At 38.5% G+C, this 16,901-nt stretch carries 9 protein-coding genes; 5 read left to right on the top strand and 4 right to left on the bottom strand.

The annotated features are described in order from the left end of the window. Nucleotides 1-407: 407 nt before the first annotated feature. Nucleotides 408-995, top strand: a complete 588-nt coding sequence (locus PAENI_RS27735; RefSeq protein ID WP_076298676.1) for a DUF4291 domain-containing protein — start codon at nucleotides 408-410, stop codon at nucleotides 993-995. A 428-nt stretch (nucleotides 996-1,423) separates the two neighbouring features. On the opposite strand, the gene PAENI_RS27730 is transcribed toward PAENI_RS27735, so the two are convergent. After that, on the bottom strand, nucleotides 1,424-1,846 hold the full coding sequence (locus tag PAENI_RS27730; RefSeq protein WP_149647480.1) for a YybH family protein: 423 nt from the start codon (nucleotides 1,844-1,846) through the stop codon (nucleotides 1,424-1,426). 115 nt (nucleotides 1,847-1,961) lie between these two features. Here PAENI_RS27730 and PAENI_RS27725 point away from each other — a divergent pair, with 115 nt between their 5' ends. From PAENI_RS27725 to PAENI_RS32340, 4 genes are all read left to right on the top strand, one after another. Then, the gene (locus PAENI_RS27725; RefSeq protein ID WP_410477496.1) at nucleotides 1,962-2,315 is read left to right on the top strand and encodes a winged helix-turn-helix transcriptional regulator; all 354 of its coding nucleotides are present in this window, start codon (nucleotides 1,962-1,964) and stop codon (nucleotides 2,313-2,315) included. 350 nt (nucleotides 2,316-2,665) lie between these two features. After that, a complete protein-coding gene (locus tag PAENI_RS32070) occupies nucleotides 2,666-2,830 on the top strand; it encodes a hypothetical protein (RefSeq protein ID WP_188114712.1) in 165 nt (54 codons plus the stop codon). Between the two features lie 605 nt (nucleotides 2,831-3,435). After that, nucleotides 3,436-3,717 carry a hypothetical protein gene (locus tag PAENI_RS32345; protein ID WP_223179013.1) on the top strand — a complete coding sequence of 94 codons (282 nt, stop codon included), beginning with the start codon at nucleotides 3,436-3,438 and terminating at the stop codon, nucleotides 3,715-3,717. 637 nt (nucleotides 3,718-4,354) lie between these two features. Further along, nucleotides 4,355-4,537 (top strand): hypothetical protein, encoded by a 183-nt coding sequence (locus PAENI_RS32340; RefSeq protein WP_149647479.1) that lies wholly within the window; start codon nucleotides 4,355-4,357, stop codon nucleotides 4,535-4,537. Between the two features lie 1,180 nt (nucleotides 4,538-5,717). Here the strand turns inward: PAENI_RS32340 and PAENI_RS27715 are convergent. From PAENI_RS27715 to PAENI_RS27705, 3 genes are all read right to left on the bottom strand, one after another. Further along, nucleotides 5,718-6,242 carry a putative immunity protein gene (locus PAENI_RS27715; protein ID WP_149647478.1) on the bottom strand — a complete coding sequence of 175 codons (525 nt, stop codon included), beginning with the start codon at nucleotides 6,240-6,242 and terminating at the stop codon, nucleotides 5,718-5,720. Nucleotides 6,243-6,257: 15 nt separating this feature from the next. Further along, the gene (asnB, locus tag PAENI_RS27710; RefSeq protein WP_149647477.1) at nucleotides 6,258-8,135 is read right to left on the bottom strand and encodes an asparagine synthase (glutamine-hydrolyzing); all 1,878 of its coding nucleotides are present in this window, start codon (nucleotides 8,133-8,135) and stop codon (nucleotides 6,258-6,260) included. A gap of 185 nt (nucleotides 8,136-8,320) precedes the next feature. Further along, entirely contained in the window at nucleotides 8,321-16,894 is an 8,574-nt protein-coding gene (locus PAENI_RS27705) for a hypothetical protein (RefSeq protein WP_149647476.1), read from the bottom strand. Nucleotides 16,895-16,901: the final 7 nt, after the last annotated feature.

Here is a 16,901-nt window from a genome sequence, read left to right as displayed (position 1 = left end):
AATAGAGCTGTGGATGAAGCTTAAGAAAAAAGGACAGCAGACAAGTCGCGTAGAATGTGTAATATTTATGGTACAAGGAGAGTTATAACAGGTTAACTCAAAAGTGTGTTCAGAAACGGTTCATGTGGAGTGTGTAATAGGAATGCAAGGAATCGATACGTAGAAATCCTTTGTTTTCAACACTTCGCGGGTTTTATGACGTAAACTACCTTTACCAAGGGAACGCCTAAGCCATATTTCTAAATCTTAGTTTAGCATGAGATACGTCTTGTTAGTAGCGAAGGGGTTACCCTACATAAGGGGATATACTTTAGGAGGAGGACAGGGCGCTTGCTACATTCAGTGAGACACATTACACATAAGGCAGATAAGACGCAGTGCGACAAATCTGAATTTAGGGAGACAACATGGAATATATAAAAGAAGTATTTGCACAATACGATAGACAATGTATTCGGGTTTATCAGGCTTATAATCCAGTAATTGCAAAAGAAGCAGTCGCCTTACAGACTTTTGGCGAAAACTTTAATCTCAATCGCATGACATGGATAAAACCTTCCTTTTTGTGGATGATGTATCGGTCTAATTGGGGAACAAAGAAAAATCAGGAATGTATTTTGGCTTTGGATGTATATATGGAAAAATTTAATGAATTGTTAAGGGAAGCGGTGCTAACTTCACCAGACTCAATGATTTACAAAGGTTCAACTCAATGGGAAAAAGCATTTGAGGAAACAACAGTTTATTGCCAATGGGATCCCGATAGAAATGTGAATGGCAATTCCATAAATCGTGCAGCAATTCAAATCGGTCTAAAAGGAACCACTTTAAAAGAATTTCTGGCCGATGGAATTTACCGCATTGAGGATTTGACACCGCTTGTGAAGAAATGGAATGTACAGCGAAAGCAGGGAAAACTAAACTCTAAAAATATACCAATAGAAAGAATTTACCCTATTAAAAACAACGAAATTAGAAAAAGGCTGGATATGTGACAACAAACTAAATTTCAGTTTGTCGGATCGTCATTACGTTAAGCTTAATGGTAAAATGCGTACATAATGAACATTTTACAAATTTGACTGTATCATAATAAGTTTTCACTTCGCCGTTATCTACGTTGAGGAGATGCGTATCGCGCATGCCGGTACAGCAAAGAGTTGAGTTAAAAGTTGAAGCAGCAATGCTAAAAGTGACAGTAGGTACGTAAGTCACAGCACCCACACACGTGGAGTGCTGCGTGTCGGTAGTGAGAAAGCATTGATTTAACGCCACATTACCTAAATGTATAACCAGTAGAGCTCAAGTGGAGATAATGCTTTCTTGAAAGGCTCTGTTACAGTTCTTTGTTGATTTCTTACTAAGCAGGATATTTTAAAATCACTACGGTGAGCTGTACCACAAATAACGGCAAGCTTATGTGTTAGCTGATGGGCTCCGTTTCTCTTAACTGATCCGCGCCAAACGGATGATCTATGATATACAGCCAGCTATCATCCGGCTGCTTTCTCACAATTTCTGAAGTATGGCCTTGGATTTGTATCGGACTTCCATCCGCATCCACTGTATTAAGGATAAAATGTGCACGCAGCAAAGCGATATTTTCAAAAGGGATGCAGTAAATGTTTTTGGATACCATGCTGCCTTGCAGTCGGAATAGGTCCTCAAGAGTCTTGCGAATAAGATCAATTCCTTGATCCTTGAAGCCATCCGGATTAATCAGAACGGCACCCGGTTCGTATAAAGCAAGCAGGTTGCCTATGTCGCAAGAGTTGTAGGCTTCGGCAAATGCAGCATTCATATCTTCCGGATTCATGACTGGGCTTTTTTGACTAGGGGATTTCATAAGATCGCCTCTTTCTGTATGATGTTATATGTGTTAGCTTAGCAGAATTCTCGCAATAATTTAAGTACGCAGAAAATGATGACATAGTCATAAAAATCTAACCATTGTGGAGGTAATGATGCCTTATCAGGACAGTACTTTTGGTTGCCCTGTAGAAGTGGGACTTCAAATGATTAGCGGGAAGTGGAAGCCTAGGATCATTTATGAACTGCTTCAGCAAACCCGGCGTTTTGGTGAAATCCAGCGACTCATCCCCGGCGTGTCCAGGCATGTTCTAACTACACAGCTACGTGAGCTAGAGGTAGGTGGTATCGTTAAACGTACCGCATTTTTAACGATGCCGCCGAAGGTTGAGTACACATTAACCGATTTTGGAAAAAGCTTGGAACCCATTCTGGAGCAAATGATAAAAGTGGGGGAGCATTACATTTCTTTGCATAAGAATGAAGCCAATGATATGGAAAGCTAAAACTTGCCGTATTAGCCTGTGCGGTGAACCGTATCGCACATACTGGTACAGCGGAGAGTTGAGTTGAGAGTAGAAGCCACAATGTTAAATTTACAGGTTAAGTGACGGGAATCGACACATGTGGAGTCGGTAGTGTCTTTGCATCCAAAATGCACAACAACAGCCCTTCACCACTGAATGGTGGTGAAGGGCTGTTGTTCGTCATTCATTAATTGAGTAAAAGGAAAAAAAGTTCCTTTTAGCTACTTGCCAATAGAACAGACTGTGTCCTACCATCGTGTCTAATGACACAAAAGTGACCCCAACCATAAAGCACCAAAAGCCTGATGTGAACTTGGAGGTTTTTTTATATGGCAATAAAGGGGCAAATATTTCAAACGTACACAGAAGAATTTAAAATGAAGGCGATTCAAACGTATTTGACTGGAACAGAGAGTTATAAAGTTGTTGCAGAAGTAAAGTATCGAAAGGGAGAACTATTCGATCCTGAAGAGATTTCTCTTCTCCCCATGTGATTGGCAATGTCAAGAGGAATGAGTGTAGAGAAGAAAGCAGCAGAAAAATACTTACAGGGATTAAGAATTCTCACTACGATTAGATAATCAACTCTGTTCAATAAACCAGGCAGGGAGTATATTGATCAAACACTGTAGATAGAACAACATTAAAAAGCCTCTACGTAAAGGGAATATCAAGGTGTCATCGGATAATTCATTTCTGAAATACTAATGATATAGGTTATTTGTGCTAAAAAGGGGTTTACCCGTCAAAATTGAATTCTAAATGCGAAGGCTATTTCCTAATGGAGATAGTCTTTTTACATCCGAATTTAAACACCCAATAGCTTGAAGAAAATGATTTTGTTGAAGATCAGATTTTTTGTTATCGTTTTAGGGAGGGTGAGCATGTTATGTAGGTAAAGTGTTCCGATCGCCGGGCTGTCCTTCGGGTATCCGAATCAGCCGGCAAGCCGCTTTCCTCAGGTGCTCTCGGTATCCATTTCCTCTAGGTTAGGCTAGATAATGTTGCCTATGGATGCTGGGTAATCAGCGTCTTTTTCATTTCTGATGCCTTCTTTCACAGTAGGTACTTGTAGAATACTCGAGATGAATGTCTCAAGTTGCAACAAGCACTGAATTTAGATAGCCAAATTGGTATGTTAAGGGCTAGTCTTAAGTTAATATTAAACTTATGTTCTTCACTCGCAGATTTACGAAAGGAACATGGGGTTTCTGCAACGTTGGAAATACCCATGGAATATTTCTCATTCACAATTGAGAATGCTTTAAAAAAGTATGGGGTACATGGAGATCAACACTACTGGATTAACAAAGCACAGTGGAGGGAAGCAATTGAAATGTCGGGATATGTAGAGTCAGAAATCTACATGGCCCTTGTTTAATTTGAATGGGGGAGTTGTGAATGCAAGCAATCTGGAGAAATGAATGGGTTCATGAATACGAGACTCCATGGTCTATATTCGAGAAATTGTCATTCGCAAATCGCGTAAGTAGAGACGATATCTTTAAACTTTCCGGTAACAGTATTGAGAGGAATAAAATCAACCCTAAAAAAGGGGATCGAAAAATTGATCTGTTTCTCTTAGAAGTTTTGACGAGTCGATCTTAGAAATGATTTTTGGACTGAATTTAGTTAAGTTTACTCAACAATCAATACAATCACTAACTAATCCTCTACACAGTAATAGATTCCCAAATACATCCTGGTTTTCGAAACACTTACGCTGGTGTAACCAATGAATATCTTACGGACATCATAGTTGGTTACATCAATTTAAACTCTTGGAACATTGTCCTTTTCACAATGTAAAATTAGAAGATACCTGTGCACGGTGTAAAAAAAAAATACCGTTTGTATTTTCCAACAGATTTTTCGGAAACGCTTTTTCCTGTAAATGCGGCTTTGAATTCGCTGATTTTTCTAGTACACTCTGGGAAAATTGGGACACAAAATTTAAGATAGTGGATTCTGCAACATTACATTGGTTATCAAACACCAATCAGGAGGACGGAACAATTTTGATTCTACCTGAATTCGGGAATCTAAATATACTATCTGTTTTTCATCCTTATCTAGCTAAAAAATCTTTCACAAAAGAAAATAAAAAAATATCTATTGATGATTTTTATTATTCAACTCAATTTAATAAAGAGCTTTACTATAATAATGTTGATACCTCCAGACTGTTGATCGACACATAAGAAAGAACGTATTATGGAAACACTCTAATTGCATAAAACAATTTTGGCAGCTACTAAAAAATGATGGGGAAGACTTCCCTGATATTTGTCCATACGCTTATGCCTATGTCAACTGGCGTAAAACCCTTTTAAAAACTGAACGTTTTTATCGTTCAGATATTCGAATAAATGATGTAGCCCGAAGTGGAGGACGATTTGGTTATGAGCTGCTTACAAATGCAATAACTGATGACATAAAATTATTATTGGAAGAATATGTACTAAAGAATAATGGGGAAAAGATAAATAAGGATACATTGGAGTGGATCCAAGAACAATGGACATATCGATTTAGTCTAATATTTTTTACGAGTGTCTAAAATATTCAGAAGATATTTTAGTTAATGATAAGAAAAATACCAACTGGGATAAGATACTCATGGACACAAAAGCTAACTTCAAAATTGCATTTAAATATCAAGAGGTTAATGTTTTGAGTGCTAAAAGAATAAACTTCATGATGTACTATGAGAATACAATCGACAAAAAAAACATTGAATATGAATGCCCAAATTATAGCTTAAGAAAAAAGAGAGCTATTTCAAAAATGAAATCCTACGTACCGGCACGGATATCCATCGAATATCCAAAAAATTATGAACTGATTAATTACGTTAGTTCATATATAAAGAAGCATGATTATTAAAACAACTCGAGTGAGTTGTTTTTTTGTGGCCAAAATAGGGGATTAATCGGCAATGGGACCAAGTTCTTGTCCTACAAGGGACTATGTTCTTGTCCTCCGACATCCGACAAACATCCTAGATGTAAACAGGGCTTATTCCAACTCAAAGACATATGTACAAAATACGGGTTTTGTGAGGAAGTAGTATATAAATTAATGGAGCAAGCCAATTTAAACCAAACTAATGCTAATTAGCTGTCCATAATTGATATCTATAAATATTCAAAATTGTTCATAATAGCTTCCCTTTCATGAACAATTGAATCTCTTTTTAGATATTGATTTGTCTCTAACGAATATTAAACTTTATAGTGTATCAGAATCTCGGATTAAACTCTGTGTGTTATGTTTATTGTTGATTGTTCTTTTCGTACCTCTTAAATAAAAAAGCTAATTATTACCATTAATTAACTTATATCAGTATCTTCATACACGTTCAGTCTTATAGCTTCAATTTTAAAACATTTCTTTAGCTATCCTTAATTGTCTTTCCCGTTCTTTAGTGGCAGCCTCAGCCACCGAGGAATTATTGGATATGTTTACCGTTTTAACAGCATAGTCACTGCTTACCATAGCGTGTCCTCTCATATGTCCAGTTGCAATGGCTTGTGCAAAAGAACGAGCAGCATACTTACTTGCTTCGGTTGTGGACTCTTTCGCTAATTCATTGACTATGAATCCAACTTTTCTTAAGTCAAAGGCTCTGATACCACCAGCTATACGTTTTTCTAGCGTTTCTATCCCTAAATCAATGCGCGGGTCATTTATAAGATGTTGATCCAGATGATCCAGGTGTTCAACAGCAACGCTCAAAGCCCATTTGGCCAGGAACTTCTGCGGTAATTTTTCAAGTGTCTCTTCAAGTTGATTTCTTAATTCAATATTGTCTACAATCTTTATCTTAGGACTACTGTAAGTAAATTCGTTAGTTGATTTTATTTGCTGCTCATGTTTATTCCAAGCATATTCCCCAATGTTCAAACGATCTCTCCCCCATTACAGCACGGCACTCTTTAATTGTTTCAGATCTTCTTTCATAAAAAGCGTGTACCACACTGAAAAAATGAAAATTAGCCAGATTCTACGAGAATAATCACCTTTATTACTCCGATGCTGGATAAACATTTCTTCGATGATATTCATATTGAATATTTCTTCAATACCACTATAGCGTATTTGCTCAAACATTATATCTGAAATCGGGGTCTTAAGCCAATCACGAATCGGTACGGGAAATCCTAATTTCGGGCGATTCACAATATTATCAGGAACAATTCCTTCCATAGCTTTACGCAAAGCGAGTTTTGTTGTATTTTTGCCAATTCGATTGGAGACTGGAATTTTACTAGCCGTTTCAAAAACCTCTTTATCTAAAAATGGGACTCTTAATTCCAATGAATGTGCCATAGACAGCTTATCTGCTTTTGACAAAATATCGCCAGGCAACCAAAAATTCATATCAATAAACTGCATTCTTGTCGTAGGATCTAGGTGCACTGTCTTATCATAAAAAGGCTTAACGATATCCGTCGGATGTAAAAAGCTATTTTGAGCGTGTACCGACTCATGGAGCAAGTTCATCTTTCCGCTTTTGTTAAAGATATTAGCATTACCGAAAAAGCGTTCCTCTAAAGGTGTCAGCCCCCGAAGTAAATAGTTTTTGCCATAAAAATGATATGGATAGATGGTTAATGATTTTCGTAACGTATCCTTAATGAAGTTGGGCATCCATGTGATGGGTCTTAATGCATCAGGCTCTCTATAGATCCGGTATCCTCCGAATAATTCATCAGCGCCTTCCCCTGATAGGACAACCGTGACATGATCTTTTGCAAGCTGATTTAGATGATAAAGAGCAATGGCGGAAGGATCCGCGACAGGCTCATCAAGATGCCATACCGTTTTCGGAATACTCTCAAAAAAGTCTTCTGTAGATAAAATGTGAAAATAATGATCCGTTCCCAATTTAGCTGCCGTTTGATTTGCAATGATCGTTTCATTGTTTACCCCTTCAAATCCAATCGAAAAGGTCTTTGTGGATTCTTCTGCTTTCATCATTGCAGCTATAGCTGTAGAATCAATTCCACTGGACAAAAAACATCCTCTATTCACATCACTTTGTAAATGAAGGTTTACAGACTCTTTCAATTTCCACTGAATTTCTTCCGCATAGTCTGCTAAAGATCGTTTTACCGGATGAAAATGGGGTTCCCAATATTTCTCGATCTTCATTTCACCTTTAGCGTTAACAAATACTCGCTCTGCAGGTCCTAATTTATGAATATGTTCAAACATCGTATCCGGTTGCGGCACATACTGAAAAGTTAAGTAGCTAAATAAACTTTGATACTGAAGCTTTCTTGGTACTCCGTGAACTGCAAGAATGCTTTTAATTTCCGAAGCAAATAAAAGGTTGTTTTCATCTTTGTAATAATAAAAAGGCTTGATGCCAAAATGATCTCTGGCAGCAAAAAGCGTCTGTTCCTTAACATCCCAAATCGCAAAACTAAACATTCCTCGTAAATGATGGACACAGTCCTTACCGTATTCCTCATATAAATGCACAATGACCTCTGTATCTGATTGCGTTTGAAAGTGATGTCCCTTTAACTTAAGCTGATCTCGTAGTGTTTTATAATTATAGATTTCACCATTAAAAACAATCCAAAGGGAACGATCTTCATTCGTCATCGGTTGATTTCCATCACGTAAATCTATAACGGATAACCTACGAAAACCGAGCCCAATTCGAGAATCGAGCCATACGCCTTCATGATTAGGACCTCGGTGATTCATTGCACCTGTCATTTGTTTTAAGGTTTCCTCTTGCGGGGGTTGTCCATTACATTTTAAGATTCCTGCTATTCCGCACATGCTATTGTAGTCCTTCCTATAGTAAAGATTAGGATATAGAGTGCCCACAATTGCGTTGATCAATCATCTTTTTTTCTAAACGATTTACTTTTTTATAATAAATAAAAAAAGAAAAGCCTGAATGAACAAGCTTTTCTCGAAGTAGTTATGTTGGTTCTTTTGCAAGGCTATTCTCAATCCTTATCTTATTCATGTGTAATATCCTTACGATCTAACACCAAATTTCTAAGACGAACCAAAGGAGCTTTAGCATCATCTACACTTGTGTATAGTGTAAGTTCAAATTGGTAAACCCCGTCCTTAAACGGTTCAACTTGATTATACCAATCCCGAATGTTGCCTCCCAATATTTTGATAAAATCATCATCAACAGGTAGTTGATAATCTGAAGGTAAAATCAATGATATAGGTAATGTACCAAATCTCAAGTTACCACTTAGTTTTTGTTGGTACCGTGGTTTTACCTTAATAATTGATTTGTCTATCTTCGAGCCTGTATTCATTTCTCCATACAAACTTGTAAATAATGCAGTAAGATGTTCATCCAATGAACGTCTTACTAATTGCCCTCCTGCTGCTCCTATAGCTGCTATATGGATTGTTGGGTAGATATCCAATTGAGGTGTTAATTTCATTGGGAAGCGAATGACAGGTGTTCTATATACAAAATTCTCATTCGTTGTTCTTCCTGGAACGAGTTCCGCATTCCGAATTACCATTAATCCAGCCCATGCATCTTGTAAATAAGCTAAATGTAAATCATCAAATTGGATACTCCTTTTCGGAAGTTCCAACCCGTCCGCCCAACTTAAATACTTATTCCCTCCACCTGGGTTCTTTAATTGATACACATAACTATTGTCGGCGATCTTCTCCAGATTATAGCCGTCAATTTGAAGCTTTGGAGCTAGATCTTTAAGCTCCACTGGTACAGATACAGGGTTGATAATCGTATTGAAAATCTGTTTCTCACCGTTGTAATCGCATTGTGTTTGTAGAATTCTAAAGCGATACTCAGTATCAGAAATTACGTTCATTGCTCTTCTGTTTCCATGTTCATACCATTCTTTCCAAGAAGACGCTACTGGAATTGCTAATGACATAAAGGAAGATACAATCTTCAGCAGAAGCTCCTCATCAATGTTATCTTGTTTTAGAACCTCTTCCATCTTTTTGTATACTTGTACACATCGAGTGAGTTTATCATAAAAGTCTTCCACCTTCACAAATGCATCATTAGATTTCTGATTAAACATCACTTGGCATTCCAGAATATCTTGAGAAGCATATTCTCTTTCAAACTCAAACCCATATCTCCACTTCACGGCTGTTTGCACCGTAGTTTCCTCAGATGTATTGTTTAGACCCTGAAGCATGGAAACCCCTTCATGTCTAATCATTTTAGGTTCATCCGGATAAAAACGAAGTGGTATCGGGACAGTTACATCTTTAGCTATTTCAACTTGCTGCAGTGGGTGAATAAAACTTAGCCATGAAGAAGCCTTATAACCTTCAATATTTGGGAGACTCCCTATTTCGTGCTCAATATGTTGAATTTCATAAGCTAAATCAACCGTTACACTGGATTGACATTCAGCGCACTTCGCATCGAATGTAAAACTAAGAGCACTACCCCCTTTCTCAAGTAGTACTTTAGAATTCGAGGTTTGATAAGCTGATTCAGTTCCACCCTGCTCCTCATTTCGTAGAGGTTTGGTATTTTTTTGAACCTTAATGCCCCCATACAATTGTGGAAGCTGTGCCTGAGAGTCGGTACATGGACTCCAAGGAACGGAAACTGGAAACGAGACAATGGTCTCAATGTCATAGGCATTAGTTAACTTTATCAGCAAATGCTGTTTAAGTTTCTCGGCAGCATCGGCTTTTAACTTTTCCATTGGAACATTAATTCGCTCACTCTCAGTAGGTTCTAGTATGGGGTCAAGTGTTTCCGGTATGATCTTAGCTAATTGTTCCTTTAGACTAAGTATACTTCTATACATAGGTGGATCTTTCTCATACACTTTGCATCCCATGGAAGCTGACAATAGATTTTCTATTGCACTTAAATACAATCTTGCCCAATTATCCATATCAATCGGTCCGATTAATTGATTCCTATATATCCCCAATGTTCCAGTAGCCCCATCAAACTCAGGGATGCTAACAAGCCGGGAAATCTTACTTTTGGACATTAACTTTGGAGCGAAAAATATCGGATAAGCACCGACCGTATATCGCAGTCCTTTCTCGTCCCCACAAGTGGCATCTGGATCATGATCTGTAATTCCAGGTTTTGCAACACGGACAGCCCATAGTTTATCAGCATCTGTTCCTGTACTGCCGAACCTAGTTCTTCCCATGGCCACTTTCAGATCATAAGCATCCATATTGAATACCATCTCAAAGTTTCTTGCGAATTTCTTCAGAGAACGCATCTTAGGATCAGAGTCCACTAAGTTGTTTTCTTTGATCATCGGTCGAATTTCCGAAACAGCGGCTCGAACAGTGTCTTCGTCTTTGAAGTTTATATCCACTAAATCAATCGGACGCTCTATAAACAAGAGTACTTTTAATTCATAAATATCCAATGGATTCGTATCTTCGATGAGCCAATCGAATGACTTCCTAATTTCACTTCTCCCATCACAGTCGAGAGGATTTAACAGGTTATTTAAGTAGATACAGCAATCGGTGATAAAAGCTTTTAATTCGTCAGTTTGAACGGTGTCAAATAAATGATCTACATACTCATCAAGACTGGTTTGCACTTTGTACGAAACTAAAGGATTACCAGTCTCGTCACACTGGCATAGCTGATAATAAATTTTTGTGTAAATTAGCATGTCTGCTTCCAACCGCTTAAGATAGACCCCGTACTCTTCATTTGGCTGTTGTTTATATAACTCAAAATTCAACAGAAGTTCGATATGCAATCTCCGCTTCATCTCTTTTACACTAAATGTGTAAGAAGTCGTTATACCAGGCCACTGTTCAATAGCTAATAAACGATCAGTAAATCCAATTGGGATTTGAATGAAATTTGGGAATTGTTTCATCACCAGTTGGTTTCCAAAGTAATCATGCCAAAAGAAATCGATTTGAACCGTTTTTCCTATTCCGGAATAGGGATTCAAGTCAAACTCCGGCACACAATAGTTATTCGGAACCGTAGGCATACAATTCAGTGGATTATATTTCGCATAAGGGAAGATAGGAACTACGTTCTCATACTTCCCCTCATCATCATTTAAACTGTGAATAGCAACTGGTAGTCCATCAATGCTCTGACAAAAATCCGAATTCCCTCGAATACGATATCCTAGTAGTCGATAAATCTGTTCCAAATAATTCTCGATAGTATCGTTATCTGCTACCTCATCCCTGAGGACTGAGAAACCTACATGCCCCACAGGCATCGTGTTAACCTTTTCTTGAATGGGCCATGAAACGTCAAGGAGATCACCGACCAGAAAGAGGTTCTTTAGATTCCTGTTTTCCCATAGTAAAGATTCCAGAGATACATCATAACTCTCAGATATAGACAGAAGGGTTTCACTTCGGGCAACAGAATGAACAAACCCACCGGATTTCGGAATAGTAAGCTCAATCGTATTAAGTAGCTGATTTTGAAGAAGACGTCCCGTATCCATGAAAGGTAAGCTTAGGCGAGAAGAAATCCTCATTAGTGTATCATCGTTATTAGCGATCGTTGCTCTATTCTTGGTCAGACTCATATAGAGTGGTGCTGTCTGTCCAGACATGGTTATTAAGCAATTTGAATAGGTATCCAAGGTTGTTGAGTTTACTTCGTTCAACAGGATCAGACGGATTTGACCTATGCCCTGTTCATTAAAGATCTCTTCGGGAAGTGTATTCCCATTATTCTCATAATGGAGATAGAAGCCTCCAGAACGAACGATACTACACTCCCATGCCCATAGAATACTTTCATACGTATTCTGAAAAGATAAACCATTCATCGGATTGGTTTCTGTAGAAAGGTTGCTTTTCACAACGGTAGGTATACCTTCACCTAGAGTCCATTCACCACTTTTCGTTGAATAACTCACCTGTATTTCTGGATTCCCTTGATTGGAAGTAAGCCATCTTTCTAAAAGAGTTGTACCGGCTTCATCCGTACCTACTAGTTCAAACAGTGCTCCATCTAGCTTGACTCCAGTAACACTATCCCTTTCCGGCAGCTTCTTCAGCGATACATTAATCATAACACCTGACCGATAATCAATGGCGCCGTCCCCGTTACCATCCTGGTTCACTTGAGCATACAAAGATGCATTTATTGGGCTTTGTTTCGCTATAAGTCCTAGCAGGCTGTTGGGGAAACTCCATAGCTGCAAATTACCAACTGTTGTAGGGGAAACAAGTGTATACCACTTTGTAACTTGCTTCATGGTAGGCAATATCCCAATACCAGACATTGTTTTGATGCCATTGTTCGCTTCGATTGTCAACTCTTGGATGTTTGCGATATCCTCTCGTAGGAGGCTCACACAGATTTCACTTGTCTCAATATTAGACGAATCATAGAGACGAACCCAGGTTTGGTTTGAGGATATCTTAATACCATAATCGTTACAATCAGGCACCTGAGTAAAGATTGGTAAAAGAAACTGTTGACCCGTCAGTTGGTAAAGAGACATGGTGGAGACTGGAGGATTGCCTGTACATACCATTGAAACATTATTTTCAAATCCGTCTAGTTTGGGTGGCCGCATACCGCTTAACAATGAATGGCTCGCCATTGCTGAAATATCAGAGCTTTTAGACTCCAATTCGGTTTTTATAGCATCCCATTCTAAACTGTTATCACCCTTAAATAGATCCATTGTAGCTTGAAGTCCTTGTTTGGCGAGTGAAACAAAGAAATCTTCGTACAAGACTTTAGAGGCCGATTTATGACTTGTAGTCCATGAATAGCTGCGTTTTGATATCGATTGACCAAGTTCCGATAAATAACGTGCTCGGACTTGTGAGAAATGTAATCTAAGATTATCAAGATATACTGGTGTTAACTCGTTGTATAAGCTAAAGTCTACATCTACGGGTGAAGTCCCGTTATAATAGGGAACTCGCATCGAAAGGGCTGGAACCATTGGGAACACAGAAATATCGCTCAAATCACTGCCAGGTTGATGGATTTGGATCGCACCTTCATCAGTGAAAAAATATTGAACTAAATGATCATAATCCATCGGAGTCCCGTTTGTTTCATCCCTGAACCAACAAAGTGCATCACTAACAACTTGCTTAGTGATAATAGGGTTATTTTGGTCCAGATCCCCTTGACCAAAGGCTTGTAATACCCATAAGAAAAGTGATTCTAACAAGCCTTTAAATTCATCTTTCTTTATATAAAGCATTGCAACGTAATGAGCATTAACTGAATCCGTCTCTTTCGGTTGATCTACTGTAAGCTGAGGAACAAAATACGTCTTGATCTTAATTCTGCGATTTATCGGAAGCTGTTTCCAAACGGGTGCTTTACACTCATTTGTAATGTATGGTGCAATTAGGCTCTCACCCTCTATTATCCACGGTGCCTTACTCCCTCCTCCAAGATCAACCGATTCATTCACATCTGTATGAAAAGAGCTATAGGCTGTGATTTTCACACCACAAATTTTAATACGATACTTAATGGATACATCCACAGTCGCTATTAGTTCCAGAACCAAGTTCTTGTAAGCAGCGATCAGAGTACGAATGACCAGGTTAACAGCTATGTTAAGATCAGCCATCACAAAACCAAAATCCACACTTCCATAGATTCGTCCAATGACACCAAGCATTGCATCTAATGAAAAATAACGTTCCTCCTTATTTGCGTTATCGGGATGAAATGTTGCGAGAACACCCTCGAAGACGCCAACCGCACTCACATTAAATCCTGCCTTTAGAACTCCTTTATTGAAGTCCTTACCCACTCCAAGAGCCATACCTAAACCAAAAGCTAAGACTTGTCCAAAATGGCCATTCGTTGCTATTGGAACATACTCTGAAACATCCGATTTCAATCGAGCCAAATAAAACCCACCGGCACCTGAATAATATGGGGGAGCTTGAATGGTGAAAGATCTTGAAAAATCGAGATCCCGAGGAAAACCTACGTCAATCTCAAAATCACCATTCGTGTAAATTTTGATGCCAAATATCGGAATGATTATCGTAAACGGTGGGGTTTGAATATATCGCATGGAATCTGGAAGTGTTAGTTCGGCTGAGTAAACCCCCTTGGATTCTGAAAGCTTAGTGTACATAACCTCCAACTCAAGACCGTCGAACAGCTTCGCCAATTCACCCTTTAATGCAATCTTTAACCCATATAACTTGGGATCATTAAAAACAAGCTGCATATTGAGGAAATAATCCCCTGTGTTGTATTGTAACAAATTAAACTCCGTACCCATCAGCCACTGGCTAGCCGCATCATAAGGTAATTCAGCTGATCCGGCTCCATTTTGAAAGGCACATTTCATCGCGTTGACCGCATCACCCACGGAATCAAACTTAGTTTGATTCATGGTGTATCTTTGCGCTAGTCCTAGCCACTCAAGGTCAAACGTTGTTGAAAAATCGGGGAACAATTTAATGTTAGGCTGCTCTTTTGGGTCACTAAGATCCCATTCAAGGTCGGACTGGTTAGTTGTAATAGTAACAAATACGTGATCTAAGTTATCTTTGTTAACGTTAAGTTTTTTCAAATCTAACCCCAAAATACTTATGTTCAAATCTGTCTCTAAAGTAACCTTTTCAGCAGGTCCTAAATCAAAAAGAACGGAAGCAGGTCCCACCTTATTTAAGAGCTGGTCTAAGGGTTCAGGCAGATGGAAGTAAGGTCTCCCTGTTAACTTCATCATAGCTGTCAGTAGGAATCTTATGTTATTACCTGTAAAAGCAAAACGCATATATTCTTGATCTGGTGAGTAATCAAATGTCATACCTTCCCATCGAACCTTGTAAATTGGAGCTCCACCTAGAATATAAGTTAGACACACTTGTGCCCCTAACCTTGGTATCTCCACTTCCGTTTCAATTGTATAATTGTTATGGGTGGAGCCTCCCTCAATCTTTAATACGGCATCGATTTCTAGCTGTAAAAATCGTTCATTAATTTTCCATTTGAAATCTGCGTATATACTATACGAATCGTTATATGCATTATCAGTGATTTGATATTCAAAGGTTATACTGTCAGCAATTACATTTGAGAATGGCCATGAAGGCGCCAAATCTCTCATCTTGACCTCTTTCAAAGTCATCCCCTTCAATAACCACCCCACTGAATTCGGCTGAGCTTCCACATCAAAGCTCAATGGTCCAATCACTACTTTCCCTCGAAACACGTAATGATATCTTATCTGGTTAATATATCTGAATTTGCGCCATTCGAAGGTAGGATCTTGAATTTGAAAATTCAAGAGATTGAGATCACTCTTCCCAATAAGTATAACTTTATAGTCACCATTCAAAGCATTTGTAATGGTCAAATCCATTTGTTTGATTGGAAAGTGTAAGGTTCCAGGTATGTTGATGACATTATCTTCAAATGCATATAGAATATCGTTCACCTGAGTCGTGTCATTTTCTGCATCAAAGATCCCATGAAAAGAAAGATCTTCTTCTAATAAAAGAACGGCTTCCTTGAATCTACTTACTAATATGCGCCCTCGAACAATCAATTCCTGTTCACCCGGATGGAGACAATCCCCAACCTTCCAATAAATCTCCGGGGTCATAGAGAGATTCCCCACCTCCCATGCTTGGGTGGAAGCAACAGTTATCTCATGACAATTCATCTGATGATTAGTTCCATTTAGAGTTACTTTATAATCTAACAGCGTCATTTCAACAAAAAAAGATAGCATTTTTGTGGGAATTCCTTTAAACCAATTTCGTCCATCCATGAGCGAAAATACCTGAGGAGGAGTGATTAATTCCCTAACATCTCCTAAGCTTAGTTGGTAGTTGCCGTCTGTGAGCTGCTCCAACCGTACCTTAATAAGTGACCCATTCGGAACGCGTAGTTCAGCTACCAAAAAAGCTTTGATTCGTACATCATTAATTGATAATCCTAATCCCGGATTCAATACATTTAAAAAATCTGGCATGTTCGTCATAACGCCAGAAAGTTGTTGTATCCATTCCCAGTGTGGCAACTCTTTACGTAATAAGCCTTGAACATCAAGAGGAGTATAGAACAAATAAAGCTTCGAATCTGGAAGGTAGGCTTTATAGGATTGAAATAGCTTATCCTTAACTGAAAAATCGCACACTAAATTTTGCCCTTTTTTCAAATAAGGAATTAACTGGCCTCCTTCAACTGGATAATCAGTCAAATCCGTAGTTGTAAAGAAGAACGTAATGCCATTCATCTCTAACAAGTCCAGTGGTGATGGTGGAAGTCCTGGAAAGCTATCGCGAAGTTTCCATTTCGAACTGAATTCCGCTGCAAGAACAATTTTCAATTCTGTTCCATCCCAGATAAATTCAACAGCTATATGTGTGGTCTTTTTTAATACTTGCATAGAGCCTTTGAGCTTCAGATGAGTTGCAGTTGCATCATCAATTACGGGATTAGTTATGACCAAGACATCGTCAGTTGCGACTCCAAACGAATTCACCAATAATTGTCTCAACGTCACAAGATCAGTAGGAGATATCAAATTAGCTTCAGCCACTGCTTGATACAATGATTTCTGCTCCATTAATTTCTGGCTTAAAATAAAAATACTCATGGTACCC

It is taken from the genome of Paenibacillus sp. B2(2019) (genome assembly GCF_008370385.1).
Taxonomy (GTDB): Bacteria; Bacillota; Bacilli; order Paenibacillales; family Paenibacillaceae; genus Paenibacillus_AQ.
Note: the sequence above shows the minus strand (reverse complement) of the source record. Positions and strands in the feature narration are given on the sequence as shown.

What these genes read in the sequence shown, in the direction of transcription:
- PAENI_RS27735 (WP_076298676.1), top strand. Translation starts at nt 408, where the DNA reads ATGGAATATATAAAAGAAGTATTTGCACAATACGATAGACAATGTATT.
- PAENI_RS27730 (WP_149647480.1), bottom strand. Translation starts at nt 1,846, where the DNA reads ATGAAATCCCCTAGTCAAAAAAGCCCAGTCATGAATCCGGAAGATATG.
- PAENI_RS27725 (WP_410477496.1), top strand. Translation starts at nt 1,962, where the DNA reads ATGATGCCTTATCAGGACAGTACTTTTGGTTGCCCTGTAGAAGTGGGA.
- PAENI_RS32070 (WP_188114712.1), top strand. Translation starts at nt 2,666, where the DNA reads ATGGCAATAAAGGGGCAAATATTTCAAACGTACACAGAAGAATTTAAA.
- asnB (WP_149647477.1), bottom strand. Translation starts at nt 8,135, where the DNA reads ATGTGCGGAATAGCAGGAATCTTAAAATGTAATGGACAACCCCCGCAA.
- PAENI_RS27705 (WP_149647476.1), bottom strand. Translation starts at nt 16,894, where the DNA reads ATGAGTATTTTTATTTTAAGCCAGAAATTAATGGAGCAGAAATCATTG.